The 26,623-nt window shown below is 69.7% G+C and carries 30 protein-coding genes; 17 read left to right on the top strand and 13 right to left on the bottom strand.

Annotated elements, in window-relative coordinates:
* Positions 1-92: 92 nt before the first annotated feature.
* Positions 93-659, top strand: a complete 567-nt coding sequence (locus V1351_RS03210) for a protein-L-isoaspartate O-methyltransferase family protein (RefSeq protein WP_338750642.1) — start codon at positions 93-95, stop codon at positions 657-659.
* A 36-nt stretch (positions 660-695) separates the two neighbouring features.
* Positions 696-1,625, top strand: a complete 930-nt coding sequence (locus V1351_RS03215) for an NADP-dependent oxidoreductase (protein ID WP_338750644.1) — start codon at positions 696-698, stop codon at positions 1,623-1,625.
* Here V1351_RS03215 and V1351_RS03220 read toward each other — a convergent pair.
* The 4 genes from V1351_RS03220 to V1351_RS03235 form a co-directional block, all read right to left on the bottom strand.
* Entirely contained in the window at positions 1,609-2,025 is a 417-nt protein-coding gene (locus V1351_RS03220) for a hypothetical protein (protein WP_338750646.1), read from the bottom strand. The genes V1351_RS03215 and V1351_RS03220 overlap by 17 nt on opposite strands.
* Positions 2,022-2,447 carry a cupredoxin domain-containing protein gene (locus V1351_RS03225; protein ID WP_338750648.1) on the bottom strand — a complete coding sequence of 142 codons (426 nt, stop codon included), beginning with the start codon at positions 2,445-2,447 and terminating at the stop codon, positions 2,022-2,024. The genes V1351_RS03220 and V1351_RS03225 overlap by 4 nt, the downstream gene beginning before the upstream one ends.
* A 106-nt stretch (positions 2,448-2,553) precedes the next feature.
* Positions 2,554-3,210 (bottom strand): response regulator transcription factor, encoded by a 657-nt coding sequence (locus V1351_RS03230; protein WP_338750650.1) that lies wholly within the window; start codon positions 3,208-3,210, stop codon positions 2,554-2,556.
* Positions 3,207-4,193, bottom strand: coding sequence for a sensor histidine kinase (locus V1351_RS03235; RefSeq protein WP_338750652.1), 987 nt, complete (start codon positions 4,191-4,193; stop codon positions 3,207-3,209). The genes V1351_RS03230 and V1351_RS03235 overlap by 4 nt, the downstream gene beginning before the upstream one ends.
* A gap of 288 nt (positions 4,194-4,481) precedes the next feature.
* Between V1351_RS03235 and V1351_RS03240 the strand changes: the two genes are divergently transcribed.
* Positions 4,482-5,021, top strand: coding sequence for a DUF6326 family protein (locus V1351_RS03240; RefSeq protein ID WP_338750654.1), 540 nt, complete (start codon positions 4,482-4,484; stop codon positions 5,019-5,021).
* A gap of 146 nt (positions 5,022-5,167) precedes the next feature.
* On the opposite strand, the gene V1351_RS03245 is transcribed toward V1351_RS03240, so the two are convergent.
* The 3 genes from V1351_RS03245 to V1351_RS03255 form a co-directional block, all read right to left on the bottom strand.
* Positions 5,168-5,677, bottom strand: a complete 510-nt coding sequence (locus tag V1351_RS03245; RefSeq protein ID WP_422389015.1) for a GNAT family N-acetyltransferase — start codon at positions 5,675-5,677, stop codon at positions 5,168-5,170.
* A gap of 186 nt (positions 5,678-5,863) precedes the next feature.
* Entirely contained in the window at positions 5,864-6,340 is a 477-nt protein-coding gene (locus tag V1351_RS03250) for a MarR family winged helix-turn-helix transcriptional regulator (RefSeq protein WP_338750658.1), read from the bottom strand.
* Entirely contained in the window at positions 6,337-6,606 is a 270-nt protein-coding gene (locus tag V1351_RS03255; protein WP_338750660.1) for a hypothetical protein, read from the bottom strand. The genes V1351_RS03250 and V1351_RS03255 overlap by 4 nt, the downstream gene beginning before the upstream one ends.
* A 247-nt stretch (positions 6,607-6,853) precedes the next feature.
* Here V1351_RS03255 and V1351_RS03260 point away from each other — a divergent pair, with 247 nt between their 5' ends.
* The gene (locus tag V1351_RS03260; RefSeq protein ID WP_338750662.1) at positions 6,854-7,636 is read left to right on the top strand and encodes an alpha/beta fold hydrolase; all 783 of its coding nucleotides are present in this window, start codon (positions 6,854-6,856) and stop codon (positions 7,634-7,636) included.
* Positions 7,637-7,656: 20 nt separating this feature from the next.
* Here V1351_RS03260 and V1351_RS03265 read toward each other — a convergent pair whose 3' ends face one another.
* From V1351_RS03265 to V1351_RS03275, 3 genes are read right to left on the bottom strand one after another with little or no spacing between them, the layout of a single operon-like run.
* Positions 7,657-8,487: an alpha/beta fold hydrolase gene (locus V1351_RS03265; RefSeq protein ID WP_338750664.1), complete on the bottom strand. Its 831-nt coding sequence runs from the start codon at positions 8,485-8,487 to the stop codon at positions 7,657-7,659.
* A 26-nt stretch (positions 8,488-8,513) separates the two neighbouring features.
* Positions 8,514-9,029: an SRPBCC family protein gene (locus V1351_RS03270; protein ID WP_338750666.1), complete on the bottom strand. Its 516-nt coding sequence runs from the start codon at positions 9,027-9,029 to the stop codon at positions 8,514-8,516.
* Positions 9,026-9,367: an ArsR/SmtB family transcription factor gene (locus tag V1351_RS03275; RefSeq protein WP_338750668.1), complete on the bottom strand. Its 342-nt coding sequence runs from the start codon at positions 9,365-9,367 to the stop codon at positions 9,026-9,028. The genes V1351_RS03270 and V1351_RS03275 overlap by 4 nt, the downstream gene beginning before the upstream one ends.
* 269 nt (positions 9,368-9,636) lie before the next feature.
* Between V1351_RS03275 and V1351_RS03280 the strand changes: the two genes are divergently transcribed.
* From V1351_RS03280 to V1351_RS03295, 4 genes are all read left to right on the top strand, one after another.
* Entirely contained in the window at positions 9,637-10,419 is a 783-nt protein-coding gene (locus V1351_RS03280) for a class I SAM-dependent methyltransferase (RefSeq protein ID WP_338750670.1), read from the top strand.
* Between the two features lie 160 nt (positions 10,420-10,579).
* Positions 10,580-11,179, top strand: a complete 600-nt coding sequence (locus V1351_RS03285) for a hypothetical protein (protein ID WP_338750672.1) — start codon at positions 10,580-10,582, stop codon at positions 11,177-11,179.
* A 95-nt stretch (positions 11,180-11,274) separates the two neighbouring features.
* Positions 11,275-12,318, top strand: coding sequence for a tellurite resistance/C4-dicarboxylate transporter family protein (locus tag V1351_RS03290; protein WP_422389003.1), 1,044 nt, complete (start codon positions 11,275-11,277; stop codon positions 12,316-12,318).
* Complete coding sequence (locus tag V1351_RS03295; protein WP_338750676.1) at positions 12,315-12,671, top strand: DUF488 domain-containing protein; 357 nt, start codon at positions 12,315-12,317, stop codon at positions 12,669-12,671. The genes V1351_RS03290 and V1351_RS03295 overlap by 4 nt, the downstream gene beginning before the upstream one ends.
* Before the next feature lie 123 nt (positions 12,672-12,794).
* Here V1351_RS03295 and V1351_RS03300 read toward each other — a convergent pair whose 3' ends face one another.
* Entirely contained in the window at positions 12,795-14,009 is a 1,215-nt protein-coding gene (locus V1351_RS03300) for an MFS transporter (RefSeq protein ID WP_338750678.1), read from the bottom strand.
* A 72-nt stretch (positions 14,010-14,081) separates the two neighbouring features.
* Between V1351_RS03300 and V1351_RS03305 the strand changes: the two genes are divergently transcribed.
* Both V1351_RS03305 and V1351_RS03310 read left to right on the top strand, forming a co-directional pair.
* Positions 14,082-14,531, top strand: a complete 450-nt coding sequence (locus V1351_RS03305; protein WP_338750680.1) for a deoxycytidylate deaminase — start codon at positions 14,082-14,084, stop codon at positions 14,529-14,531.
* Positions 14,532-14,557: 26 nt separating this feature from the next.
* On the top strand, positions 14,558-15,469 hold the full coding sequence (locus V1351_RS03310) for a universal stress protein (RefSeq protein WP_338750682.1): 912 nt from the start codon (positions 14,558-14,560) through the stop codon (positions 15,467-15,469).
* 117 nt (positions 15,470-15,586) lie between these two features.
* On the opposite strand, the gene V1351_RS03315 is transcribed toward V1351_RS03310, so the two are convergent.
* Both V1351_RS03315 and V1351_RS03320 read right to left on the bottom strand, forming a co-directional pair.
* On the bottom strand, positions 15,587-16,282 hold the full coding sequence (locus V1351_RS03315) for an alpha/beta fold hydrolase (RefSeq protein ID WP_338750684.1): 696 nt from the start codon (positions 16,280-16,282) through the stop codon (positions 15,587-15,589).
* A 1-nt stretch (position 16,283) separates the two neighbouring features.
* Positions 16,284-17,213 (bottom strand): pirin family protein, encoded by a 930-nt coding sequence (locus V1351_RS03320; protein ID WP_338750686.1) that lies wholly within the window; start codon positions 17,211-17,213, stop codon positions 16,284-16,286.
* A 79-nt stretch (positions 17,214-17,292) separates the two neighbouring features.
* On the opposite strand from V1351_RS03320, the gene malQ reads away from it, so the two are divergent.
* The 7 genes from malQ (at position 17,293) to V1351_RS03355 (ending at position 26,567) form a co-directional block, all read left to right on the top strand.
* Positions 17,293-19,404: a 4-alpha-glucanotransferase gene (gene malQ, locus V1351_RS03325; protein WP_338750688.1), complete on the top strand. Its 2,112-nt coding sequence runs from the start codon at positions 17,293-17,295 to the stop codon at positions 19,402-19,404.
* Between the two features lie 281 nt (positions 19,405-19,685).
* Positions 19,686-21,314 carry a peptide ABC transporter substrate-binding protein gene (locus V1351_RS03330; protein ID WP_338750690.1) on the top strand — a complete coding sequence of 543 codons (1,629 nt, stop codon included), beginning with the start codon at positions 19,686-19,688 and terminating at the stop codon, positions 21,312-21,314.
* A gap of 173 nt (positions 21,315-21,487) precedes the next feature.
* Positions 21,488-22,414, top strand: coding sequence for an ABC transporter permease (locus V1351_RS03335; RefSeq protein ID WP_338750692.1), 927 nt, complete (start codon positions 21,488-21,490; stop codon positions 22,412-22,414).
* Positions 22,407-23,399, top strand: coding sequence for an ABC transporter permease (locus V1351_RS03340; protein WP_338750694.1), 993 nt, complete (start codon positions 22,407-22,409; stop codon positions 23,397-23,399). The genes V1351_RS03335 and V1351_RS03340 overlap by 8 nt, the downstream gene beginning before the upstream one ends.
* 19 nt (positions 23,400-23,418) lie before the next feature.
* Complete coding sequence (locus V1351_RS03345) at positions 23,419-24,420, top strand: ABC transporter ATP-binding protein (protein WP_338750696.1); 1,002 nt, start codon at positions 23,419-23,421, stop codon at positions 24,418-24,420.
* Complete coding sequence (locus V1351_RS03350) at positions 24,413-25,504, top strand: ABC transporter ATP-binding protein (protein WP_338750697.1); 1,092 nt, start codon at positions 24,413-24,415, stop codon at positions 25,502-25,504. Before V1351_RS03345 ends, V1351_RS03350 begins: the two co-directional genes overlap by 8 nt.
* A 130-nt stretch (positions 25,505-25,634) precedes the next feature.
* Positions 25,635-26,567 (top strand): hypothetical protein, encoded by a 933-nt coding sequence (locus V1351_RS03355; protein ID WP_338750699.1) that lies wholly within the window; start codon positions 25,635-25,637, stop codon positions 26,565-26,567.
* Positions 26,568-26,623: the final 56 nt, after the last annotated feature.

Consider the following 26,623-nt stretch of genomic DNA (forward strand, 5'->3'; position numbering starts at 1 on the left):
GCACATCCGGGCCGGCTCGCCGGAGAGGCCACGATGAGGACCGACACGGCCGGGATCTGGCTTTCCGTTGCGGTCCCGCGCACCATGGACGGATGGGTGCTGATGACGTCGAGCGTGCCTTCGATCGGGTGCCCCGGACGGCCTTCCTCCGGGAGGGTGATCGGGAACGCGCCGGCGAGGACCGACCGATCGACATCGGCGACGAGCAGACGAACTCCCAACCCAGCACGGTGGCGGCGATGTTGCGCCTGCTGGACGTGCGGCCCGGCCACGTGGTCCTCGACCTCGGCAGCGGGTCCGGGTGGACCACGGCACTGCTGGGCGAGCTGGTCGGGGCCCGCGGGACCGTGATCGGCGTCGAGCGCATCCCACGCCTCGTCGAGACCTCCCGCGCGGCGCTCGCCGGGTTCGACCGTCCGTGGGCCCGGGTGCGTCGCGCGGAGCCGGACGTGCTCGGTGCTCCCGACCACGCCCCCTTCGACCGCATCCTCGTCTCCGCGGAGGCGAACAGGGTGCCCGCCGAGCTCGTCGACCAGCTCGCCCCCGAGGGGGTCATGGTGATGCCGGTCGCGGGGGAGATGGTGCGGGTCGTCAATCGACCCCGGGGGCCGGAGATGACCACTCACGGCCGCTACCGGTTCGTGCCGCTCGTCACCTGAGGAATGCACCCCGGCCACGGGATCGTTGGCCCCGGTATGCGTGCACTGACTTATGACCGGTACGGAGACGACGACGAGCTGCGGATGGTCGAGCGGCCGGACCCGAAGGTCGGGCCCAGCGAGGTGCGCATCCGCGTCACCCGGGCCTCGGTCAACCCCGTCGACTGGAAGGTGATGTCCGGCGGCCTCGATCCGCTGATGGACGCTCGTTTCCCCGTGGTGCCCGGCTGGGACGTCGCCGGAGTCGTCGACGCGGTCGGGCCGGACACCCCGGAGTTCACCCCCGGTGATCGCGTGGCCGCCTATGCCCGCAAGCAGGTCGTCTCCGCCGGTACCTTCGCCGACTACGTCACCGTCCGCGTCGATGACGTGGCCGCCGTGCCCGACGGGGTCACCGACGACGTGGCCGCGGCGCTGCCGCTGGCCGGGCTGACCGCCCTGCGGGTCCTGGAGACCCTTGCGGTGACGAAGGGGGACACCCTCCTGGTCCATGCCGCATCCGGAGGAGTCGGTCACCTCGCCTGCCAGCTCGCGGTGGCGGCCGGCGCGACGGTGATCGGGACGGCCTCGCCGGCCAACCACGACAAGCTCACCGCCATCGGCGTGACACCGATCGCCCATGGTGACGGCCTGGCCGAGCGGCTCGCCGAGGTGGCGCCGGACGGCGTGGATGCCGTGGCCGACCTCGTCGGAGGGGTCCTCGACGCCTCCCTCGCTGCGCTGCGCGAGGGGGGCCGACTCGCCTCGGTCGCCGACCCCGGCGTCGAGGAGCACGGTGGCCGCTGGGTCTGGGTGCGCCCGGACGGTGAACGGCTGGGACGGCTGCTCGACGAGGTCGCCCGAGGGGCGCTGACCGTCGACATCGCCCGCACCTTCCCGCTCGAGCACGTCGCCGAGGCCTTCGCCCTGAGCCGCGAGGGCGGTGCCCGGGGCAAGCTCGTCATCGAGGTCAGTTCCGAGGACTGACCGGACGGTCGCGGGTGACGAGGACGCCAATGGTGGCCAGCAGCACGGCCAGGCCTTCGGCGAGGGCGCTGATGATCTTCTTGTCGTACCACGTGGGGTCGTACATGGACGGGATCGGGCCGATGGTCGGCACCGCCACGAAGCTGTAGAGGAGCACCGGGACGAAGGCGCTCAGTGCCACCACCCCGGCCAGGACATAGGCGAAGCGACCTCCGGTGACGAGCAGCAGCACGGCTGCCAGTCCGGCTGCGGCCGCCTGGGTCCGAAAGAGCGTGCCGCCCCCGACGCCGCCGGGGGCGGCCACCTGGATGGCGTCGGCCAGATCCAGGTGCACGACGCAGTCCACCGTCAGTGCCGCGACCACGAGGACGCGGAGGGCGAGCTCGCCCGCCCGACTCATTCGACGACCAACGTCGAGGTCATGTAGGGGTGCGGTGTGCAGTGGAAGGCGTACTCGCCGGCCGTCTCCGGCGCGGCGAAGGTCGCCGTCTCGCCGGGGCCGACAGTGACGTCGAACGTGTCGCCCTCGTCAGCGGTGACGGTGTGCCCGACCTCGTCCTCGTTGGTGACGGTGATCGTCGCGCCGGCAGGGACCGTGTCGGGAAGCGAGTAGTCGAAGTCCGAGATCGTGATCACGACCTCGTCGGCGGACTCGGACTCCGACGCGGTCCCCTGGCTCGTCGAGCTCGAGGTCGAGGACGGTGGGGAGGTCGAGGACGGGGACTCCCCGGCGTCGCTGCCCCCGCACGCGGTCATCAGGGCAACGGCGCCGATCAGGGCAGCTGCGGCGCGAAAGGGGTGATGTGCGGATGTGGTCTCCATGGAGGAGGTTCGCGACGAGGCCCCTTCGCAGATTGCCCGATGTCATTCGTATCGCGGACGGCGGGCCACCGGGCTCTCGCCCGACGCCGTGTGCTGTGCCCACACGCTAATCGGCTCTCACGCGCCGGGTGGTGTACGCCCACATGGCGATCTCGACCCGGTTGCGGGCGCCGAGTTTGGCCATCAACGCGGCGACGTGGGTCTTGACCGTGCTCAGGCCGACGAAGAGCTCGGTGCCGATCTCGGCGTTGGTTCGGCCTCGTGCGACCAGCGCGAGGACCTCCTCCTCCCGCTCGGTGAGGGGTTCGACGGGTTGGCTCGGGACAGCCGGCGTCTGGTCGGCGAAAGCTGCCAACAGCCGGCGGGTGACATTGGGGGCGATCAGCGCATCTCCGGCGGCAGCAGCGTGGATGGCCTGGACAAGCAGCTCCGGCCCCGCGTCCTTGAGCAGGAACCCGCGGGCACCGGCACGGAGGGCGCCGAGGACGTACTCGTCGAGGTCGAAGGTGGTGATGACGACGACCGCCATCGGATCCGCCACATCGGGGCCAGCCAGGCGTCGCGTCACCTCGACGCCGTCGAGGCCGGGCATCCGGATGTCGGCGAGGAGGACGTCAGGACGCAGCCGCGTCGCCAGATCGAGCGCGGCGAGCCCGTCGGGCGCCTCCCCCACGACCTCGAGGTCGGGTTGGGCGCCGAGGATCATCACCAGCCCGGTGCGGACGAGATCCTGGTCGTCCGCCACGACCACACGGATGCTCATGCCGTCGCCCCCGTGGGCAGCACGGCCTCGACCACCCAGCCACCCTCGGGCGTCGGCCCCGCCAAGAGCGAGCCGCTGAGAAGCTGGGCGCGTTCGGCCATGCCGAGCAAGCCGAAGCCGGGTTCTGCAGCCGGTCCCGGCTCGGTCTGCCCGTCGTCGCTGACACGCAGCCTGACGGCGTTGTCCTCACGGCGTACGTCGATCCGGACGCGAGTCACGCCCCGGGCGTGCCGTACGGCGTTGGTCAGCGACTCCTGCGCGAGCCGGTAGATCGCCGCGTCCACAGCCGGCGCCAGTCGGGTCGACGGGTCATCGACCGAGACCTCGACCGCCGGGATCGTGTCGGCGCGCGCCAGGGCAAGCAGGTCCGCAACACCGGGTTGCGGCGAGTAGGCGACGGTCTCCTCCCCACGTCCGTCCTCACGGAGCACCCGCACCATGGCTCTCATCTCTGCAAGGGTCCGCGACGCCTCGACCTCGATCGCAGCGAGCACCTCGGCAGCCCTCTCGGGCTGGACGCCGGCGACGACGCCACCTGCCTGCGCCTGAACTGCGATGGCCGAGATGTGGTGGGCGATGGTGTCGTGCAGCTCGCGCGCCAACGCCAGCCGCTCGTGGTTGCGGATGTCTTGCCGTTGACGGTGCCAGAGGTCCGCGCGGTAGCGGAACACCACCGCGAAGGTGACGAACAACAGCAGGAGGACGCTCCCGCCGAAGACGTCGACCCACCCCGCAGAGGAGACGGACATCCCCAGCACGACGACGACCGTCACGAACGCCGCACCCAGAACCATCTCCCGGCCCGAGCCCCACCGCACCAGGGAGTAGAGCAGGACCAGGACGACCATCATGGAGTAGAGGCCCACGTCCTCGGCGTGCACAGTCAACTGGAGGACCGAGAGCAGCCCAGCGACACCCCACCCGGCCAGGGTGGACACCAGCGGGCGCTTCCGGCGCCAGAGCAGGGCAGGGATCACCGCCACGGCGAGCACCGTCACCAGTGGTCGCCAGGCCACACCCGACCGAGCCATGCCCTCAACCACGGCGACGGCCGCGAACCCGCCCACCAGCAGCCAGTCGAGACGACCGATGGGTGGGACGTCAACAGGCCGTGGCTCATGCCAGATGGAGCGCCGAACGGTGACCACGGATCCAGCCTAGGGATCGACGCACCGCGGCGTACCCGCCGAAAGAACGAGATGGCCACCATGCCATCGGCCGGGTGAACCCGGGCCTGCCGGCTGAGGTGCGCGCCGCCGGGCTCAGCGATCGTGGACCTACCGATCCCCACCAGGACAAAGGAGCCCATGATGAGAACACGTCAAGCCGCCGCCGCCACGCTGGAAGACCAGACGATCCCGGTGGGCGCCAAGCTCGCCGCAGCGTGGACGAGCTTCATGTTCCTGTATGTCTACGTCGACATCCTCAACTTCTACAAGCCCGGTGTCGTCGAGGACATCCTCGACAGCAGGGTCTTCGAGTTCGACATCACCCCGACCTGGGCGACCACGGCGTTGATCCTCTTGGCGGTCCCGATCGTCATGATCGTGCTTTCGATGTCGCTACCGGCCCGGGTCAACCGCATCATGAACCTCATCGTGGCCTCGCTACAGATACCCTTCGCGGCATTCAACGTGGTGGGCGAGGTGGGCGAGCCCTGGATGTACTTCTACGGTCTCGGTGTCGTACTGGAGTTGATCGTTCTGGCCATCATCCTGCGGTCTGCCTGGACCTGGCCCCACACCGCACCGTCGACTCCCACGGCCACCACCGCCGGCCGTGACAGCGTTCGCGCTCAACAGCAAGCGTGAACCCAGGAGCAGCCCGGTCCTGCCATGAGTGATCTGCCCCGGTTCCGCGGTGTGGGCCTCCTGGCAGTACGTGTTCAGCCGTCGTGCTGGTAGGGGGCCCCGGTGCGGGATGGCCCGGGCAACTGCACCACTGACTGCGGTCGCGGTCAGTGGGGATGCCGAGCAAGTTCCTCGGCGAGAAGATCCATGAGCAGGCAGTCGTGCCAGCCACCACCGTCACTGTCGCGCTCATGGTGGCGCATGATTCCGACGGGTCGGAAGCCGACCGCCGTGTAGCAGCGAATCGCCTGCTCGTTGTCGGCCGCGGGGTCGATCACCAGCCGATGATGCGTGCGCGCGTGCACCAGATGGTGGGCAAGGGTGGCCACCGCGTCGCGGCCCACGCCGCGGCCGTGAACCACCGGATCGAGGAAGATGTCGATGGACGCATGCCGATAGTCGTCGTCGTCCTCCTCGTCGTACTGCACCATGCCGCGTACGGCGCCGTCGAGCGTCACGGCGAAGCGCGTCACCGAGTCGTCGTCGAAGGGCCAGTGTGGGGAGGTGTCTTCATTCCGCCACCGCGCCCGCACCTGGGGCGTGCCGAGGATACGGCGCAACTCCTGCACATGCTCGGTCGCGACGGGCACGAGCACCACGTCGTGTCCGTGGAGGATCGCAGGACCCGTCACGCCGGAACCCGCAGCACCCGCGTGAACGGCTCGAGACCGGACAGCATGTCGTCGTCCACCTCATGATCGTATCGGGCCCTCCACCACCTCGGATCCAGCGCGACAAGACTGGCCCATGCGTGTGTTCGGTGAACGTGCGGTTGATCGCGGTCATGTCCTCACCTCTGGTCCTCACGGGTGATCTGGTGGATGCGCCAGGTGATCGGTGTCGCTGCTCAGGTTGGTGATGGCGGCGTTGATCGTCGACATCAGTACCGTGGCCTCAGCGGTCCCGAGGCCCCGGGTGGCGGTCGCGTTCACGGCCCGCGCAGCAGCGACCAGGTCGCCGCGCAACGCGCGGGCCCTGGCGGTCAGCATCACCAGTGAGCGGCGCTTGTCGTGCGGGTCCGGGACCCGGTCGATGAGCCCGTCTCGCTGCATCCGTGCCAGCGTGTTGGCCATCGTCGGTTGCTCGACGTGCACCCGCGCGCACAGCTCGCCCTGGGTCAGGCCGTCCTGCTCGTACAACACCAGCAGCTGCGCGAACTGGCCAGGGACAACCCCCAGCGGCTCGATCCGCTCCCGCAACGCTGCGGCCAGCAGCCGCGCCAGGTGATTGACCTGGTAGCCCAGAGAGGACTGCGGGCTGAATGCCTCCTCCGCGCTCATGGCCGCTGCCTTCGGCGTACCGCGGCGCGGACCCGATGCCACTGCCACAGGGCGATCCCCGAGATCACCAGAACCGGCACCACCACCCAACGCACCGCTGATGCGAAGCCCGGCCCCAGCAGCGGAGCGGCGTAGACATACGCCAGCAGCACCGCCCCGGCCAGCAGGTGCGCGAACCGCTGACGCTCGCGGACACGGCGAGGGGTCCTGCGCCGCCGTGTCGTGGCGCTGTGCGTCGTGGTGGCGAAAGTGCTCATGATCATCATCCATTCACATAGCCGATCGAAAGAAGATAGCACACTATGTATTGGTCGCGTCACGACGGATCGTTCATCCCGCGAGCGTGTCGGTGTTCGTCTTTGTCACCACGCGGCACGGCTGGGGGCGGGTGCCCGTCACGACGCTGGATGTCACCGACCGGCGCGACCGGGGCAGGGATCGGATGCCGGATCCCTGACCGGTCCTGCTGCGGAGTCGAACGCGCCGAGGTCGGCGTGGGTTAGCGTTGCCGGTATGACGTTGAATCACGTGAGGCACGGGAGTGGCCGGCCGCTGTTGCTGGTTCATGGTCTGGGCGCCGGGTGGCGGTCCTGGTCCCCGATCCTCGATGAACTGGCCGAGCACCGTGAGGTCATCGCCATCGACCTCCCGGGTTTCGGCCAGACGCCGCTGTCGACCGGCGAGGTCTCCATCGCCAGCCTGACCGACTCCGTGGCGGACTTCATCCGCGAACAGGGACTGGACGGGGTGTCGACCGTCGGCCAGTCGATGGGGGGCCGCATAGTGCTCGAGCTCGCGCGGCGGGGCGTCGGGGGCGATACCGTGGCGTTGGACCCGGGCGGCTTCTGGAGTGACCGCGAGCTCGTCTTCTTCGGCGCTACGCTGCGCCCGTCGATCGCTGTGGTCCGTGCGCTACGAGGCATGCTGCCGGTACTGCTCGGCAGCCCCGTGGGGAGGACTCTGCTGCTGGCGCAGCTGTCGGCGCGGCCGTGGGCGCTCTCGCGCACGACCGTGCTGCCGGACGTGCGCGGGCTGGTCGACTCCCCGGCGACTGGAGCTGCGATGGACGCACTGACCACAGGGCCCAGGCAAGAGGGAGCGCCGGCCGACACTGTGCCCGGCCGGGTCACGATCGGGTGGGGTCGTCGCGATCTGGTCACCCTGCCGAGACAGGCCGCACGTGCGACGGAGCGATTCCCCGGTGCAGTGTTGCACTGGTTCGATCGATGCGGTCACTTTCCACAGTGGGACGTACCGAACGAAGCGATCCGACTGATTCTCAACAGCACTGACTGAGGCTCCCCTCCGTGCCAGCGTCACGGGTTGTGGGCGAGGAACTCCTCGATCAGTGGCAGTGCGGTCCTCGGCTGCATGGTGAGCGTGGCGTGGTGCGCTCTGGGGACGACCGTGCACTTCGCGTTCAGGTGTTCGGCGATGGCCAGCGAGCCACTGTGCATGAAGGGGGCGCTGCGTTCACCGACGAGCACGAGGACGTCGGCACGGACTCCGTCCCACCGGCCGGCAGGCAGGGGCTTGCCGTCCTGCAGCCCGTGGCACATGGTCAGGTCGTACTCGGTGGTCTGCGCCATCGCTGTCATGCTCCTCCACAGTGGGATCATCAGTCGGGTCATTCGGGCACCGATCGCTGAGATGCCCAGTGCGCCACGGAAGAACTCCGCGACCGCTTGTGAGTTGCGCCCTTCGCGCACGAGATCGCCCAGGTGCCCGGCGAATTCGCGCGGAACAGCGGGTCGAGCGGCGTCGACGATCACCGGGGCCTCGTAGGCGACGACTCGCTCGATGCGCTCGCCGAGCCCGGATGCCGCCTCGAGCGCCAGTACCGCGCCGGCCGAGGCCCCGATGAGGCTGGCGCGGGGGCCGTGCGCGTCGATCAGGGCACGGATGTCCTCGACTTCGCAGTCGATCGACCAGGGCGTGGTGTCGGTGCTTGAGCCTCGACCCCGGCGGTCGTAGTTGATGACGGTGTGGGCCGGGGCGAGGGCGGCGGCGAGCCGGCGGTGGTCCTTTCGGTCGGCCAGGGCTTGGCTGATGAGGATGACGGTGGGACCGCGCCCTTGCACGTCGTAGGAAATGCGGGTTCCGTCAGCGGAGGCGACGGCAGCTTCGGTGCGTTGGGTGGTGGGCATGGTCGTGTTCCTCTTCCCGGTGGCGGTCATGGGGTTGAGCCCTGCTGCGGAGTCGCGGCCGTGTAGTGGTGGAGGCGTTCGAGTGTGTCTGTGAAGCCCTCGACCATCCCCTGCGCCTCGGCCTGTTCCAGGTCGTCGAGGGTGCGGAATCCGATGGTGATCGTGACGACCGTCCGGCCGGGACTGGAGGGGGTGATGCGCACGTTGGTGGGCATCTCGCTGCCTGCTGTCACGGACCCGTCAGGCGAGCTGGAGGCGTCGAGGAAGCGCAGCAGGGTGGGCGCATCGATGATCTCGTACGTCGCCGTGCCCCAGTGCTCTTCGAGGAGGTCGTGCTCGCGGTCGGGGCTTAGTCGGTACCGCCAGCGTCCCCCGATCCGCAGGTCGAGCTCGAGCACGTCGGTGCGCCAGCCGTGCGGTCCCCACCACTGACGCAGCCGGGCGGCTTCGGTCCAGCAGGCCCAGACCAGCGGCGCGGAGCCGCGAACGTCACGCTCGACGATCAACCGCTTGCCCTCGCGGTCGCGGGTGACGGTCGTCATCGCCCCTGCTCCTCGTCCTCTTCGGCAACCTGTTCCAGGTAGGTCTCGAGCCGGTCGGCCCGATCCGTCCAGATCTCCGCGAACGTACCCAGCCACTGCTCGAGTGAGTCGAACGCGGCGGGTTCGAGCCGGTAGATGCGCGACTGTGCGGCGCTGCGCGCGCTGACGACGCCCGCCTCGGCGAGGATGCGCAGGTGTCGTGATGCGTGTGGTTGCCGGATGTCGAGCGCTGTTGCGATCTCGCCCACTGGTCTGGCGCCCTCCCGTAGCAACTCCACGATGGCGTGCCTGCTGGGCTCGGCGATGGCCCTGAGTACCTCGATGGTGGCGACGGTCATGACGTCACCGAGTCAGTCAGCGAGAGGGCCGGCGACATCACCGGGATCGGGCGAGAGGTCGTCTGGTGAGGAGCCATGGATTTAATATATGTTCCTCTGTATATACAGTCAAGTGTCTTCTAGGGAATCGGAAGGCGAGTGAGTGCCGCCCACACAGGCGCATCGCACCGTGGGAGGCAACCCTCTCCGGCGCACCGACCGACACGCGTGGACACTGCCCGTGCCGACACCGGATTGCCTCGGTCGTCCGTGGCAGGCACTGTGCGGGTATGCGTTCGTTCGACGAACTGGTTGCTGAAGCCGAAGCGGCCGATGTTCATGGGTGGGGCTTCGACTGGCTGGATGGGCGAGCGAGTGAAGAGCGGCCACCGTGGGGATATGCCCGGCTCCTGGCCGAACGGCTGGCCCGCGCGCAGTCGGCGCTGGACATCGACACCGGTGGTGGCGAAATCGTGGCGGAAGCTGCCGCGCTCCCGCCTCACATGGTCGTCTCGGAGTCCTGGGCTCCCAACCTCACCCGAGCGCGCGAACTGCTGGGTCCGCGGGGCGTGCGGATCGTCCAGGCCGCCGAGGACGGGCTGCTGCCTCTTCCGTCCGGGACCTTCGACCTGGTCACCGCCAGACACCCGGTGCGCCCGGACTGGCCGGAGATTGTTCGAGTCCTGCAGCCCGGTGGCCGCTACCTCGCCCAGCACGTCGGCCCGGCGTCGGCGTTCGAGCTCATCGAGTACTTCCTCGGGCCGCTACCGCAGGAGCGCAAGGAGCGGGACCCCGTTCGGGAGGTCGCGGCCGCATCGGAGGCGGGACTGACCGTGGAGGACGTGCAGACTGCGCGCTGTCGGATGGAGTTCTTCGATGTGGGTGCCGTCGTGTGGATCCTGCGCAAGTGCGTGTGGTGGGTTCCGGATTTCACCGTCGCCGGGTACGAGGGCGCGCTCCGCCAGCTCGACACCCAGATGCGCGCGGGCGCCCCCTTCGTTGCCCACTCGACCCGCCACCTGATCAACGCTCACCGGTCACGGAACGGGGGCCGGCACCGGTCGACACGATGAGCCGGACTCGCACGCCGCGCCGCGGGTGAGACGTGCCGGCAGAGGTGTCGCCGACAGGTCCGGCCGATCGTTCAGCCGACGTCGGGCATGGGCACCCCCGGACCACCGTTACCACCGCCGCGAGCCGGGCCGGGAGAGCGTGCGGTTGTAGCGTGACCGGGTGAGCCTGCTCGTCCAGCTGTCCACCTGGGTCGTCTTCGCGGCTGTGTGGGCAGGGTTGCGGGAGGAGGAGCGACTGCAGCGGCCACGGTGGGGCATCCTCGCGCTCTGGTGCGTGGTGGCGATCCCCTCGCTGCTGCAGTTCGTCCTCCCGGGGATGCTGGAGTCCGGCCAACGGGAGAGCGCGGCGATCCTCGCCGGCCAGTGGTGGCGCCTCGTGACCTCGATGGTCCTGCAGGACGGGGGCTGGTACGGCACCGCCTTCAACCTCGCCACGCTGGCCTTCACCCTCATCCTGGTGCAGCCGGTGCTGCGAACCCGGGTGGTGGCCGCGCTCCTCGTCACCGGTGGGGTCGTGGGCAACGTCCTGACGGTCCTGACCTTCGGTGACGCGGGAGCCGGGAACTCGATGGCGACGATGTTTCTCGCGGTGACGGCGCTGGCGCTCGCGCCGGAACGCGGACCGCGCCGCCTCGTCGCATTCGGGGTGGTCGTCGCTGTCACCGTCGTCAAGCTCGCCCTAGCCGACATCCACGGCCTCGCCCTGGCCGCCGCGCTCGTGGTCGCAGCTGCGCTCGCGCTCGTCGCCCGCGCTCGCTGACGACGAGGGCAGGCGCGTCCCCTTCGCCTGCGCTGGCACCATGGGGGGATGACCGTCGTGGCGCACCCTGTCGAGCCGCGCGACCTCCGCGCCTGATGGGCCGCGTGCGCGAGGCCATCACGGCCCTGCACCCGGGCTCCTTCGCCTTCGTGATGGCGACGGGCATCGTCTCGGTCGGGATGGCGCAGCAGGGGTTCGTCACCGCCTCCCGAATTCTCCTCGGCATCGGCGTGGTCGCCTGGGTGCTGCTTCTCGTCGCGCTCGTCCTGCGTTGCCTGCTCCACCGCGATCGGGTGGTCGCTGACCTGCACGACCCCGTGGTGGCCTTCGGCTTCTTCACGCTCATCGCCGGCACGGACGTCCTCGCTGTCCGGTTGGCCGAGGTCAGCTGGCCGGTGAGCGCCGGCCTGCTCGCCTTCGCCGCGACGGTCGGCCTCTTCCTCGGCTACGGCGTTCCCTGGGCAGCGGCGTTGGGTCGTGCCGAACGACCCGTGCTGCAGCACGTCAACGGCACCTGGTTCATCTGGGTCGTGGCGAGCCAGTCGGTCGCCACCGCAGCAGCGAGCATCGAGCCGCACGTGACCGCGGGTCGCGACGAGATCGCCGCGCTCGCGGTGTCCGCATGGTCGGTGGGCGTCGTGCTGTACGCGGCATGCGCGGTCTTCGTCGCGCTGCGGATCCTGCTCTACCCGTTCTCCCCGCAGGACCTCAACCCGCCCTACTGGGTCTCCATGGGCGCCATGGCCATCACGGTGGTCGCCGGCGCGAAGATCGTCGAGATGGATTCGACGCCGATCGTCGAGGCCACCGGCGGCCTCATCGGAGGACTGGCCGTGCTCGGGTGGGCCTGGGCCACGTGGCTGATCCCGGTGCTCTTCGCCGTGGGCGTGTGGCGCCACGTCGTGCACCGGGTCCCACTGCGGTACGAGGCCACGTGGTGGAGCATCGTCTTCCCCCTCGGCATGTACGCGGTCGCCGGGATGTACCTCGGCAGGGCGGACTCGCTGCCCATCGTCGAGCGGATCGGGGCGGCCTGGCTGTGGGTGGCGCTCCTGGCCTGGGTCCTCGCCACGGTCGCGATGGTCCACGCGTGGCTGGGTGGTCGGGTCGCCCGTGGCCACAGTACGGTCGGTGGATGAGCACGCGCGACCAGGTCCACGTCCGATCCGTCCGTGACGAGCCGGCCAGCGGCGATGGCCACAGGGTGCTCGTCGACCGGGTATGGCCTCGGGGGGTGAGCAAGGAGGATGCCGCCCTGGACGACTGGCTCAAGGACGTCGGCCCGTCCACCGAGCTGCGCCAGTGGTTCGGCCACGACCCGGAGCGTTTCGACGAGTTCGCCACGAAGTACGCGCAGGAGCTCGAGGGCACCGACGCGTGGCAGCAGCTGCAGCAGATCGTCGCCGACCACGGGCGGGTGACCCTGCTCTTCGGCGCTGCCGACCGCCACCACAACCAGGCGGTCGTCCTGCAGGACCTGCTCACCCGCTGAGGGCACCCCACCGGACGGAGGTGCCGACGCTCGCCGGGACCGGCACGGCGCTGGACCGCGAGATCATCGACGGCCCGGACCCGGGTGCCGCCACCCATGCGTGCCCGGTCGGGTGGGAGGGAGTCAGGTGATCCTCGCCGCCATCTCGTCGTCGACGAAGACCGGCTTGGCCACGCGCAGACCGGCGAGGGTGATCCCGAGGCCGCTGAGCGCGAGCAGCGAGAGGACGACCGTCCATCCACCCGTGGCGGCGTGCAGCGCCCCGACGGCGAGGGGGCCCATCCCGGCGAGCAGGTAGCCGACCGGCTGGACGAACCCGGACAGCTGAGCCGTCACACGGGGGTCCCGTGAGCGGGCGGTGATCAGCGCGATCGCGGTCGGGAACGCGAAGCCGGACACGCCGAGCAGCATCGCCCACAACCACGGGAGCACGGCCGGGGCGACGAGCAGCCCGAGGTAGCCGCCCGCGGCGAGAACGCCGAAGGCGATCATCCACACGTGCAGGCCCCGACCCCGGTCGATGACCGTCGGCATCATCAACCCACCGAGGACGCCCAGGCCGGTGACGATGGAGGTGTAGGCGCCGGCCGACGTCGCGGACAACCCGGCGTCCCGGTAGATCTGGGGCAGCCAGCCGAACTGGACGTAGGCGTTCATCGACTGCATGCCGAAGAGGACGGTCAGGGCCAGGGCGGTCGGTGAGTGGAGCATTCGCCCGCTGAGCTCGCTGCCGGCCCGCCGGTGCACGCGGTCCTTGGCGCTGATCACCAGCCACGGCACGAGGGCGAGCAGTGCCACCAGTCCCCAGAGACCGAGGGCGCCTCGCCACTGACCCGGGGCGACCTCTGCCACCGGTGCCGCCAGGAGGGGACCCATCGAGCCCCCGATGGTCAGGCCCATGCCGTAGATCGTCATCAGTCGCACGCCTCCGTCGCGCGAGTGGGCCTTGATCCACGCCGGGACCAGGACGTTGCCCAGCCCCATGCCGGCCAGACCGACCGAGGTCAGGACGATGAAGACGAGCGCGGAGTCGGTCAGCACCCGCAGGAGCAGGGTGATCACGAGGGCCGCGACACCGAGGGTGATGCCCTTGGACAGGCCCACCCGACGGGCGAGGGCGACGGCCACGCCGCCGGCCAGGGCGAAGGCGAAGCCGGGCAACGCCGTGAGCACGCCTGCGAGCGTGGGGGTCAGGGAGAGGGAGGCGCTCAGCTCCTCCAGGAGGGGACCGATGGAGGTGGCCCCCGGGCGCAGGTTGATCGAGATCAGCGCGACCCCGATGACGATGAGCACAGCGGGGAAGGGGGGCCCCGGTCGGGCATCGCGGTGGGTGCTCATTGTCAAGGGTCTATCACCCGCGGGTGACGCACACCCAACCGGTGCGGGCCCGGCTCCACCTAGGATCGGCCCATGCCCGATCAGCGCGACCCTCGCGTGCCCACGTGGGACGAGTACTTCCTGGGGATCGCCGACGCCGTCGCGGTCCGTGCCAAGTGCACCCGGCGTCGGGTCGGCGCGGTCCTGACGATCGAGCACCGCATCATCGCCACGGGGTACAACGGCGCCGCACCCGGTGAGCCCGACTGCCTCGAGGGCGCCTGCCCGCGCGGGCAGCTCGACTACGACGCAGTCCCGGGCCTGGGTGACTACGACCGCCCCGGGACGCCCGGCTTCTGCATCGCGATCCACGCCGAGGTCAACGCGCTCCTCTTCGCCACGAGGGACACGAAGGGGGCGACGGCCTACATCACCGACCCACCGTGCCCGGGGTGCCGCAAGGCACTCGCCGCGGCCGGCATCATCCGGGCCGTGTGGCCCGGTGGTGCCCACGACCGACACGGACTGACCCACTGGTCGTGACCCCGCGGGGATGGGATGCTGCAGACATGACCACCGACGCGAGCACGCACGACACCCCCACCCCGGCCGGAGCCGTTGTCGCCGCCATCGACGGCAGCCACCGTGACCCCGCCGTCCTCGACTGGGCCGCAGCCGAGGCGGTGTCCGTGGGCGCACCCCTGCACCTCGTCCACGCCGTCGACCTCGGTACCCCGTTGTCCGCGTACGGCGAGCTGCTGACCAGTCCCGACATCGTGGACAAGGTGGAGCAGGAGTGCATCCGCGTGGCCACCGATGCCAAGGCGCGCGTGGTCGGCGCCCACCCGGAGCTGCCCGTGACGACGGCCCTGCCCACGGGTGCGCCGGCGGGCGCCCTGCTCAACGCATCCGACGGGGCACGCCTGCTCGTCGTCGGTTCCGCGCGCAAGACCAAGGCCGAGCGGATCGTCCTGGGCACGACCTCGTTGAGCGTCGTCGCCCACTCACCCTGCCCGGTCGTGCTGGTCCCGGAGAACTGCGACACCACCGGTGACGGCCGCGTCGTCGTCGGCATCGACGGAAGCGAGCACAGCCGGCTCGCCTTCGAGCACGCCCTCGCGGCCGCGGCCCTACGGGGCAAGTCGGTCACGGCCGTCACCTCGTGGAACGTCGAGGTGGTGAACGGCGTCGTCGTCACCGAGCCGGGCTCACCGGAGTGGGAGATGGTCGACACGCGCTACCGCACGATGGCCGAGGCCACCGTGGCGGAGTTGCGCGCGGCACATCCGCAGATCGAGGTCACGGTCGAGGTCCACCACGGCCGCGCCGCCGACACCCTCGTCGAGGTCGCCCAGGGCGCCGACCTGCTCGTCGTCGGATCACGCGGCCGCGGCGGTTTCCGCGGGATGCTTCTCGGGTCGATCTCGCAGCGGGTCCTGGGCCGCGCGACCGTTCCGGTCGCGGTCCTGCACAAGCAGTAGTCCACCCACGCCGCAGCGGACAGGGTGGGAGGCCTCCCGGCCCGAAGATCGCTGGTGGGAGCGGACGAAGGGAGGGTCGGTCGGTCCGGAGCGAGCGACGATGAGGGGTGGGGCGACTCAGGCAGAGTGCTCGGCGTGGAAGCGCCGGATCGCCTCCGCGCCCTCCTCGGTGTCTTGGGGCCGGTGCCCGGTGTTGGGCAGGACGAGGTGCTCGGCCCCCTTGTCCGCCAGTGCCTCGGCGACCTCGGTGTAGACCGGCCACCGGTCACCGGTGATCACGAGCGTCGGCACGATCCGGAGGGTGTCCGCACGCAGCGCAATCTCCCACGGGGCGGGAGTCGTGCGTATGCGTGCGGCGACCTCCTCGCTCGTGGCGGCGTCCAGGTCCGGCGGTGGTGCGCCCATGCCGGCGGCGAAGCGCTCGAGGAACTGTGCGCCCGTGACCTCCTGGTCGCCGGCGACGGCGAAGACGGGGGCGAGGCCCCGGATGTGCCGCTCGACGTGGCGGCCGCCGCGGGCGATGTCGAAGCAGGCCGGCCCGATGAGCACGAGGCTGCGCAGCTGGTCCGGGCGTCGTTGGGCTGCCAGGACGGCCGTCACGGTCCCGTAGGAGTGTCCGACGATGTGGCCGCGTCCGCCGAGGGCCTCGATGACCCGGTCGGCGTCGCGCTCGGGTTGGTCGGCTCGGCCGGTGCGCCGTAGGAAGACGTGGTTCGGGTCCTGCGCCGCGGCCTGCAGCGGCCAGGCCTCGGGCCCACTGCGGCCGCGCCCGTGGACGAAGACGGTCCGTGCCGTCGGCTTGATGATCGGCACGTCAGGCCCTCGGGCGCAGGCGGCCGCCGGGCAGGGAGGGCGCGGGAAGGGGGCCCAACTGTTCCGCCTGCCCCGCCTCGAAGGGACCGAAGCGCTCCGGTCCATCCACCGACTCCGCGCTGATCTCGCTCATCCACCGATCCCGTGCGGCGACGATGTCGTCGTGGCTGCGGCCGACGAAGTTCCACCACATGACGATCCGCTCGCCGAGGGGCTCACCACCGATGACCAGCAGGCGCGCGCCCGCGGCCGAGCGGAGGGTGATCCGGGAACGTCCGGGGGAGAGATAGCCGACCTCGGCCGCCTCGAGGGCCTGGCCGTCGACCGAGATGTCGCCGTCATCGAGCAGGACGGCGTGCTCGTGGCCCTCCGCGACGTCGAGGACGGTCTCGGCGTCGGCGTCCAGGAGCAGCTCCGCGCCGAGCAGCGGTGTCGGGGTCGTGATGGGTGACTCGACGTCGAGCAGGCTGCCGAGGAAGACCCGGGCGATCCCGCCGGGGACGTACATCGGCTCGGGGACGTGGTGGACGAAGGACGGCTCGACGTCGGCATCCCGCTCGGGCAGGGCGAACCACAGCTGCACGCCGTGCAGGGTCGAGGTCTGCGGGGTGGAGAACTCGGAGTGGCTCACGCCCCGACCGGCCGTCATGAGGTTCAGCTCACCCGGTCGGACGGTCGCGTGCACACCGGTGGAGTCACGGTGCTCGATCTCGCCGGTGAAGAGCCACGACACGGTCGCCAGGGCGGTGTGCGGGTGGCGTGGGACGACCATCCCCCCGGTGGCCGAGACGTCGTCGGGTCCGTAGTGGTCCAGGAAGCACCACGCCCCCACGAGGGAGCGCGCGCGGGAGGGAATGGTGCGGCGGACGGGCATCGCGCGCGGACCGCCGAGCGGCACCTCGCGCGGCGTCAGGATCTGCAGGTGGGCCACCGTCCCCACGCTACCCGCGCGGTCCACGCGGAGGGCCTGCCGGTGGACATCGGCATCCGCGCTGCAGGAAGGTGGCCGGGTGAGTGACGAGCGGACCCTGCTGGAGGACCTGGCCGAGGCACACGGGGTATCCACGCAGTGGTGGGACTGGCGGGGGGAGCGGCGCACGGTGCCGACCTCCTCCCTTCGCGCCGTGCTGTCCGCGATGGGGGAGGAGATCGGGGACGAAGCGACCCTCGCCGCCTCGCTCGAGCGTTCCCGGACCCTTCCGTGGCGCCGGACGCTGCCGCCGACGGTGGTGCAGCGCGCCGGGGCGGCCACCCGGGTGCTCGTCCACCTCTCCCACGGCAGCGCGGTCATCCTGTCCGTCCGGTGCGAAGGGGGAGCCCGGCACCTCCTGGAGCAGGTCGAGCACACGGTCGAGCCACGCGAGATCGACGGGCAGTGGATCGGGGAGGCCGCCTTCGAGGTACCGGCCGACCTGCCGCTGGGGTGGCACGAACTCATCGCCGAGCCGGAGGTCGCGCCCATGCTGCCCGGCAGCGAGCGGGCCGTCCTCGTCACCGTCCCCACCCGCCTGGACCTGCCCGGGGCGGTGGGGCACGAGCCGCGTGGTGGCCTGCTGACGCAGGTGTACCAGGTGCGCAGTCGCGGCAGCCAGGGCATCGGAGACCTGGGCGACCTCGTCACCCTGGGGACGTGGGCCGCGCGGGAGCACGGGCACGACTTCGTGCTCGTCAACCCGTTGCACGCGGCCGAGCCGGTCGCACCGATGGAGCCCTCGCCGTACCTGCCGACGTCGCGGCGCTTCGTCAACCCGATCTACATCGACCTGCGTGACCTGCCCGACGCCGAGGCGCTGCCCGACGAGGCGCGCACCCAGATCGCCGAGCTCGTGGCCCGTGGTCAGGTGCTCAACGACACCGATGGGATCGACCGTGACGCCGTGTGGGACCTCAAGCGCCGTGCCCTGCGCATCGCTTTCCGGCACCTCGGCCCGCACCATGGGACCCCCGTCGCGGCGCTGCGCGAGGAGGAGGGGCAGGCCCTCGAGGACTTCGCGACGTGGTGCAGCATCGCCGCCGTCCACGGCACGCAGTGGGAGCGCGACTGGCCGGCGGAGCTGCACGATCCGCGGGGCGCCGCCGTCGACGCCTTCCAGCGGGCGCACGAGGAGGAGATCGCCTTCACGATCTGGCTGCAGTGGCTCGTGCGCCACCAGCTCGCCGGCGCCCGGGAGGCGCTGCGTGCGGCCGGCATGGGGATCGGCCTCGTCGGTGATCTGGCCGTCGGCATCCACCCGGAGGGGGCCGACTCGTGGGCCCTGCAGGACGTCCTCGCCCGCGGCATCGAGGTCGGCGCACCCCCGGACCAGTTCAACCAGCTCGGCCAGAACTGGTCCCAACCACCGTGGTGGCCGGACCGGCTCGCGGAGGTGGGGTACGCCCCCTTCCGCGACATGCTGCGCGCCGTCCTGCGCGACGCCGGCGGACTGCGCGTGGACCACATCATCGGTCTCTTCCGCCTGTGGTGGGTGCCCGAGGGGCACGCGCCGGGGGACGGTGCCTACGTGCGCTACGACCACGAGGCGCTCATCGGGATACTCGTCCTCGAGGCCGCCCGGGCCGGTGCGACCGTGATCGGGGAGGACCTCGGCGTCGTCGAGCCGTGGGTGCGCGAGCACCTGGTCGAACGGGGCGTCCTCGGCACGAGTGTCATGTGGTTCGAGTGGCGCGACGGGTACCCGCTGCCACCACAGGAGTACCGCGAGCTGTGCCTGGCGAGCGTGACCACCCATGACATCCCGCCGACTGCCGGGTACCTCGCCCTGGAGCACGTGGCGATCCGGGAGCGGCTCTCCCTGCTCACGCGTCCGGTCGAGGAGGAGGCGGCCGCGGAGGAGGGAAGGATCCTGGCCGTGCGCGCAGCGCTCCACGAACGCGGGCTGCTCGAGACCCCCTTCGCCCCCGTCGACGCGGTCGTCGCCGCCATGCACGAGTGGCTCGCCCTGACGCCGGCCCGGCTCCACGGGTACGCGTTGACCGACCTCGTCGGGGATGTGCGCGCGATCAACCAGCCGGGGACCGACGAGGAGTACCCGAACTGGCGGCTGCCGCTGGCCGGGCCCGACCGGATCCCGCTCGTCCTCGAGGACGTCGTGGGCGGGGACAGGGCACTCCCCGACGGATGAGCGGTCCTGCGTGGCCCGGACGGCGGGTTCCGAACGAGTGCTGCCGTGAGGGTTAACCCTGCATCTTCGGCGCACGGTGGCTCGGTGGTCTCCGAAGAGTCACAGTTGTGTCTCACCGCACACGTGTCCATGGAATTTGGCCCTCCCGTGGTTTTTGATGTCACGAGCAGCCGCTGACCGCGCTGCGCCCAGGGGTGTCCACCGGAGACGGTGGCGCCGATCGGACCGCCAACTCGGCGGCATGACGTAGGAGGACATCCATGCGAGTGAAGTCTCGCTCGATGGCTATTGCCAGCATCTCCGCGGTCGCGCTTGTCGCGACCGCGTGTGGCGGCAGCAGCGACGACAACAGTGGTTCCGGCGGCGACGGTGGCGGCGGTGGCGAGATCGTCGTCAACGGCTGCACGCCCGAGAACCCGCTGATCGCGGGAAACACCGGTGAGACCTGCGGTGGCAACGTCCTCGACGTCATGACCGCCAAGCTCATCCACTACAACCCCGAGACGGCCGAGCCGGAGATGGACATCGCCGAGTCCATCGAGACCGACGACAACCAGAACTTCACGGTCAAGATCAAGGAGGGCTACAAGTTCCACGACGGAACCGATGTCCTCGCCAAGAACTTCGTCGACGCGTGGAACTACACGGCCTACGGGCCGAACGCCCAGCAGGGTTCGTACTTCTACTCGCCCATCGAGGGCTACGACGAGATCCAGTGCTCCGGTGAGGGCGACGACCCCTGCGCCGACGGCGGCAAGCCCGACACCAAGAAGATGTCCGGCCTCGAGGTCGTCGACGACCACACCTTCACCATCAAGACCAGCGAGAAGGTCTCCAACCTGCCGATGCGCCTGGGCTACACCGCCTTCGCGCCGCAGCCGGACAGCTTCTTCGACGACCCGGAGGCCTTCGGCCAGGAGCCGGTCGCGGCCGGGCCGTACAAGTTCGACTCCTGGAAGAAGAACCAGGCCATCACGATGAGCAAGTTCGACGACTACGCGGGTGAGTACGGCGGCAACGCCGACACGATCACCTTCAAGATCTTCAAGGAGCAGGAGGCCGCCTACACCGCCCTCCTCGCCGACGAGATCGACATCATCGACCAGATCCCGGCGAACGCCCTGGTCGGCGACAAGTACAAGTCGGACCTCGGCGACCGTCAGCTCTCGCAGCCGAACTCCACCTCCCAGTGGATCGGGATGAACTACCACATCGACAAGAAGCTCGAGAACCCCGACGTCCGCCACGCCATCTCCATGGCGATCGATCGCGACACGATCGTCAAGCAGATCTTCAACAACGCCAACGAGCCGTCCACCGGCGTCGTCTCCCCAGTCGTCGACGGGTTCAAGGAGGGGCAGTGCGGCGAGTACTGCAACTACGACCCGGAGAAGGCCAAGGAACTGCTGAAGAAGGGCGGCGGCTACGACGGCAAGCTGACCCTGACCTACAACGGTGACGGTGGGCACAAGGAGTGGACCGAGGCGGTCTGCAACTCGGTGAAGAACGCCATCGGCATCGACTGCGTCGCCACCCCGACCGTCGACTTCGCCACCATGCTGACCAAGCTGGGCGAGAACGAGCTCGAGGGCCTGTGGCGCATGGGCTGGGTCATGGACTACCCGTCCATCGAGAACTACCTCGCCCCGATCTTCAGCAAGGGTGCGGCCTCGAACTACTACCAGTACGACAACCCGGAGTTCGAGAAGCTGCTGACGGACGCCGCCGCGGCCGACGACGCAGCCAAGGCCAACGAGATGTACCAGGAGGCAGAGCGTGTGATGCTCGAGGACATGCCTGCCATCCCGCTGTGGTACGGCAAGTCGATCATGGGTTGGTCCGAGGACGTCTCCGACGTCAAGGCGACCCCCTTCGGCAACCCGGATCTGGCGGCGGTCACCGTCGAGTGATCGACCCCCTGGGTCTGAGCTAGTCCACCACCGGCCGGTCACCCCACAAGGTGGCCGGCCGGTGGTGTGCCCGCACAGGAGCATCCGCTCGAGCGTGGATGTCCCGCCACCCATCTGGAAGAGTTACCCTCTGCCGGCGTCAACCGCGCCACCAACACCCCTAGGAGGTGAACGTGGGTAAATACATCATTCGCCGACTGCTGCAGATGATCCCGGTCATCATCGGCGCCACGTTCCTGATCTACGCCATGGTCTTCGCCATGCCTGGTGATCCCACGGCAGGCAAGTGTGGTGAGCGGCCGTGCCCGCCCGCGTACGTTGCCGAGTTCAACGCGAAGTACAACCTCAACGACCCCCTGCCGGTCCAGTACGCGAAGTACGTGGGCAAGGTGGCTCAGGGCGACCTGGGGGAGAACCAGTACGGCATCCCGGTCTCGGAGGACCTGAAGGACCGCTTCGCCGTGACTGCCAAGCTGGGCCTGATGGCCTTGGTCATCGAGGGGGTCATCGGAATCCTCGCGGGTGTGCTGGCCGGCCTGCGCAAGGGAGGCTTCATCGACAACCTCGTCCTGGTGAGCACCCTCTTCGTCATCTCGGTGCCGATCTTCGTCACCGGCTTCACCCTGCAGTACATTCTCGGTCTGAAGTTCGAGATCGTCCCGCCGCTCGTGGGCTCGGACGCGTCGTTCTACCGCCTGTTGCTCCCCGGCGTCGTGCTCGGCTCGCTGTCGATGGCCTACATCGCCCGGTTGATGCGCTCCAACATCGGTGAGAACTACAAGTCCGACTACGTGCGCACCGCCAAGGCGAAGGGCCTGAAGCAGACCCGGATCATCGGCGTGCACACGCTGCGCAACTCGCTGATCCCGGTCATCACCTTCATGGGCTATGACTTCGGCGCGCTCCTCGGCGGCGCCATCGTCACCGAGGGCATCTTCAACATCCACGGGGTGGGTGGCTACATCTTCGAGGGGATCCACAACCGCGACGGCATGGCCGTCGTCGGTGCGGTGACCGCCCTGGTCATCATCTACCTGATCGTCAACCTCATCGTGGACCTGCTCTACGGCGTACTCGACCCGAGGATCAGTCATGACTGACAAGAACACGACCATGTCCCAGGCGCCCGGGCCCGAGCGGGAGACCCCCGGGGTCGTCACCGACGCGGGGCGGACGACCACGCACACCGACGACCAGGTCGTCGCCCGGTCCCTGAGCGCCGACGCGTTCCGCTCACTCCGACGCAACCCGCTGTTCTGGATCTCCAGCGTCCTGGTGGTGCTCTTCCTGCTGATGGCCGCATGGCCCTCCCTCTTCACCAACCAGGACCCGCACTACGGCGTGCTCAGCCGGGCCATGCAGTCGCCCAGCGCGGAGCACTGGTTCGGCACCGACCGACAGGGCTACGACATCTACAGCCGCGTCATCTACGGCGCCCGCGCCTCGATCCTCGTCGGGACCCTCGCGGCCAGCGGCGCGTTGGTCCTGGGGAGCATCATGGGACTGCTCGCCGGGTACCTCTCCGGCTGGTCGGACACCCTGATCAGTCGTGTGGCGGACATCTTCTTCGCCATCCCGCTGCTGCTGGCCGGCATCATCTTCCTCGCCGCGTTGCGCGAGGAGGACGCGATCTTCGGCATCCCGATCCAGGGCTACTTCGGAGTGATCTTCCAGGTCGTGCTCGTCCTGGTCATCTTCGGCTGGCCGAGCATCATGCGCCTGATGCGCTCCTCGGTCCTGCAGGTCAAGCCCAACGACTACGTCCAGGCGGCCCGCGCCCTCGGGGCGACCCCACTGCGGATCACCCGGCGGCACATCCTGCCCAACGCCATGGCCCCGGTCATCGCGGTCAGCACGATCAACCTCGGTGCCTACATCAGCGTCGAGGCGACCCTGTCCTACCTGGGCATCGGCCTGCGCCCGCCGACGGTCTCCTGGGGCGTGATGATCACCGACGCGCAGATCGCGCTCCGGACGGAGCCCTACGTCCTGTTCTTCCCCGCCCTCTTCCTCAGCCTCGCGGTCCTGGCCTTCATCATGCTCGGTGACTCCGTGCGTGATGCCTTCGACCCGAAGAGCCGCTGAGAGCAAGGTGAGTGACCACATGAGTACCCCCCCGACGACCGGCGAGCACCTGCTCGAGGTCGACGACCTGCACGTCGAGTTCCACACCGACGAAGGCGTGGCCCAGGCGATCAACGGCGTGAACTTCTCCCTCGACGAGGGTGAGACGCTGGCCATCCTCGGCGAGTCCGGCTCCGGCAAGTCCGTGACCGCCCAGGCGATCATGGGAATCCTCGACATGCCCCCGGCGCGCATCCCTTCCGGACGCATCCTCTACAAGGGCGAGGACCTGCTGACCATGGAGGACGAGAAGCGGCGGAAGGGCCGAGGCCCGGAAGTCTCGATGATCTTCCAGGACGCCCTGAGCTCGCTCAACCCCGTCTTCCCCGTGGGCTGGCAGATCGGCGAGATGTTCCGGATGCACCGGGGCATGAACCGCTCCGATGCCTATGACGAGGCCGTGCGCCTGATGGAGCGGGTGAACATCCCCGGCGCGAAGCAGCGCGTCAAGGCCTACCCGCACCAGTTCTCCGGCGGGATGCGCCAGCGGATCATGATCGCCATGGCGATCGCCCTGGACCCGAAGGTGCTCATCGCCGACGAGCCGACGACCGCACTCGACGTGACGGTCCAGGCCCAGATCATGGAGCTCCTCCAGGACCTGCAGCACGAGCACAACATGGGCCTGATCCTCATCACCCACGACCTCGGGGTCGTCGCCGACGTCGCCGACCGGATCGCGGTCATGTACGCCGGTCGCATCGTCGAGCGGGCCGAGGTCGAGGACATCTACGCCCGGCCGGCCCACCCCTACACCAAGGGCCTGCTGGAGTCGATCCCGCGACTGGACCAGAAGGGCCAGGAGTTGTCGGCCATCGGCGGTCTGCCGCCGAACCTCACCCGGATCCCGCCGGGCTGCGCCTTCCACCCGCGCTGCTACCTGGCGCAGGACATCTGCCGCGTCGAGCGGCCCGAGCTGCTCGACGTCGGCCCGCGCCGTCAGTCGGCATGCCACTTCAGCAAGGAGGTGCTCGATGCCTGATCAGGACGTCATCCTCAAGGCCACGGGCCTGAAGAAGCACTACCCGATCAAGGGCGGCGTCCTGCGGCGCACGGTCGGCCACGTCCGGGCGGTCGACGGAGTGGACTTCGAGTTGCGCCGCGGAGAGACCCTCGGCGTCGTCGGTGAGTCCGGCTGCGGGAAGTCCACCCTGGGACGGCTGCTCATGCGGCTGGAGGAGCCGACCGAGGGCACGATCGAGTTCGACGGCACCGACATGTTCGCCCAGTCGGGGGCAGCGATGCGGCGGCTGCGGCGCGACATCCAGATCGTCTTCCAGGACCCCTACACCTCACTCAACCCGCGCCGCACCGTCGGTGAGATCGTCGCCGAGCCCTTCGAGATCCACCCCGACGTGGTCCCGAAGGCCAAGCGACGCGCACGCGTGCAGGAGCTGCTCGATCTCGTCGGGCTGAACCCGGAGTACGTCAACCGCTATCCCCACCAGTTCTCCGGGGGACAGCGCCAGCGCATCGGCATCGCCCGTGGCATCGCGCTGAACCCGAAGGTCCTGATCTGCGACGAGCCCGTCTCTGCCCTGGACGTCTCCGTCCAGGCGCAGGTGATCAACCTGATGGAGAAGCTGCAGGACGAGCTGGGGCTGTCCTACGTCTTCATCGCGCACGACCTGTCGGTCGTGCGGCACATCTCCGACCGGGTCGCCGTGATGTATCTCGGCAAGATGGTGGAGATCGGGGACGAGGACGACATCTACTCCCGACCGACGCACCCGTACACGCAGGCCCTGCTGTCCGCGGTGCCGGTGCCCGACCCCACACTGCGCGGGAAGCGGGAGCAGATCGTGCTCCAGGGCGATGTCCCGTCCCCGGCGAACCCGCCGGCCGGGTGCAGCTTCCACACCCGGTGCTGGAAGGCCCAGGACGTCTGCAAGGCGGAGCCGCCACCGGAGCTCATCCCCCGCCCGGACGGAGTGGGCGAGCACGATTCCCGCTGCCACTTCGCCGAGCCGAAGGCCGTCGTCTCGACGGTCGACGTCAGCGACCGTCCGGACACGAGCCCGTTCGCCGGTCTCAACGAGTCGGGCGCCAGCACCTCCTCGTCGTAGGCACGACGCCTGACGGCGATGCGCGCACCCGTCACGCGGTATTTCGGGACACGGCTGCGCACGACGACAGGCGAAGGGGGCCTGTGGAGAAGTCGGCGGCGTCACCTCCCGCGACCACGAGGATGTCGTCATGGACCAACGGATCGCCACGGTGATGACGGGCTTCGGTGGAGTTGCTGCCGCATCGCAACTGTGCCTGCGGGGGGTCAGCGCCAGGGAGATCACCCGGGCCGTGCGTGCCGGTGATCTCGTGCGGGTGCGCCGTCACGCGCTCGTCGACGGGACGAGGTGGCGGGACGCCAAGCCGTGGGAGCGGCACGCGCTGCGGGCCCGGGCCGTCGCAGCGAGCTTCCCGGACGGCTCCACGCTGGTCCTGACCCACCACAGCGCCCTCGCCGTGTGGGGGATCCCGCTTCATGGGGTGGACGACCGGGTGCACGTGAGCTCCACGGGCGGTCGACGGGGGCGCACCGACGACCGGGTCAGCTTCCACCGCCCGGTCCCGGCCCCCTTCGTCACGGACCACCGAGGGGTCTCGCTCGTGCGTCCGGCGGCGGCTGTCATCCAGGTCGCGGCCCTCTTCGGTGGGGACGCCGGACTGGTGAGCGCTGACGCAGCCCTGCGCAGCAGCAGGTGCACTCCCGCGGACCTGGTGGCGGCCGTCGAGTCGCTCGGCGTGGCGCGCGCCTCCAGCGCTCCGCGGCGGGTGGTCGCGCTCGCCGACGGCCGGGTGGAGTCGGCTGCGGAGTCTCGCGCCCGGTGGGTCTTCGACGTGGCGGGGCTGGCCCAACCCGTGCCCCAGGTGGTCGTCCACGACGAAGAGGGTCGGTTCGTCGCGCGGGTGGACTTCCTTCTCGAGGACGAAGGAGTCGTCATCGAGGTCGACGGCATGGGCAGGTACGAGGACATCCGCGACCTGCGTGCGGAGAAGGTGAGGGAGGACCGGCTGCGCGAGCTCGGCTACGAGGTGGTGCGTCTGTCCTGGAGTGATCTTGGTGACCCGGGCGTCGTCGTGCGCAAGGTACTCGCGGCGGTCGGGCGGGCCCGCCTGCGCTCGGCATGACGGCGATGCATGCACCCGTCACGCGGTATTTCGGGACACAGGTGCGCACAACGCCG

This window comes from Janibacter sp. A1S7 (assembly GCF_037198315.1).
Classification (GTDB): domain Bacteria; phylum Actinomycetota; class Actinomycetes; order Actinomycetales; family Dermatophilaceae; genus Janibacter; species Janibacter alittae.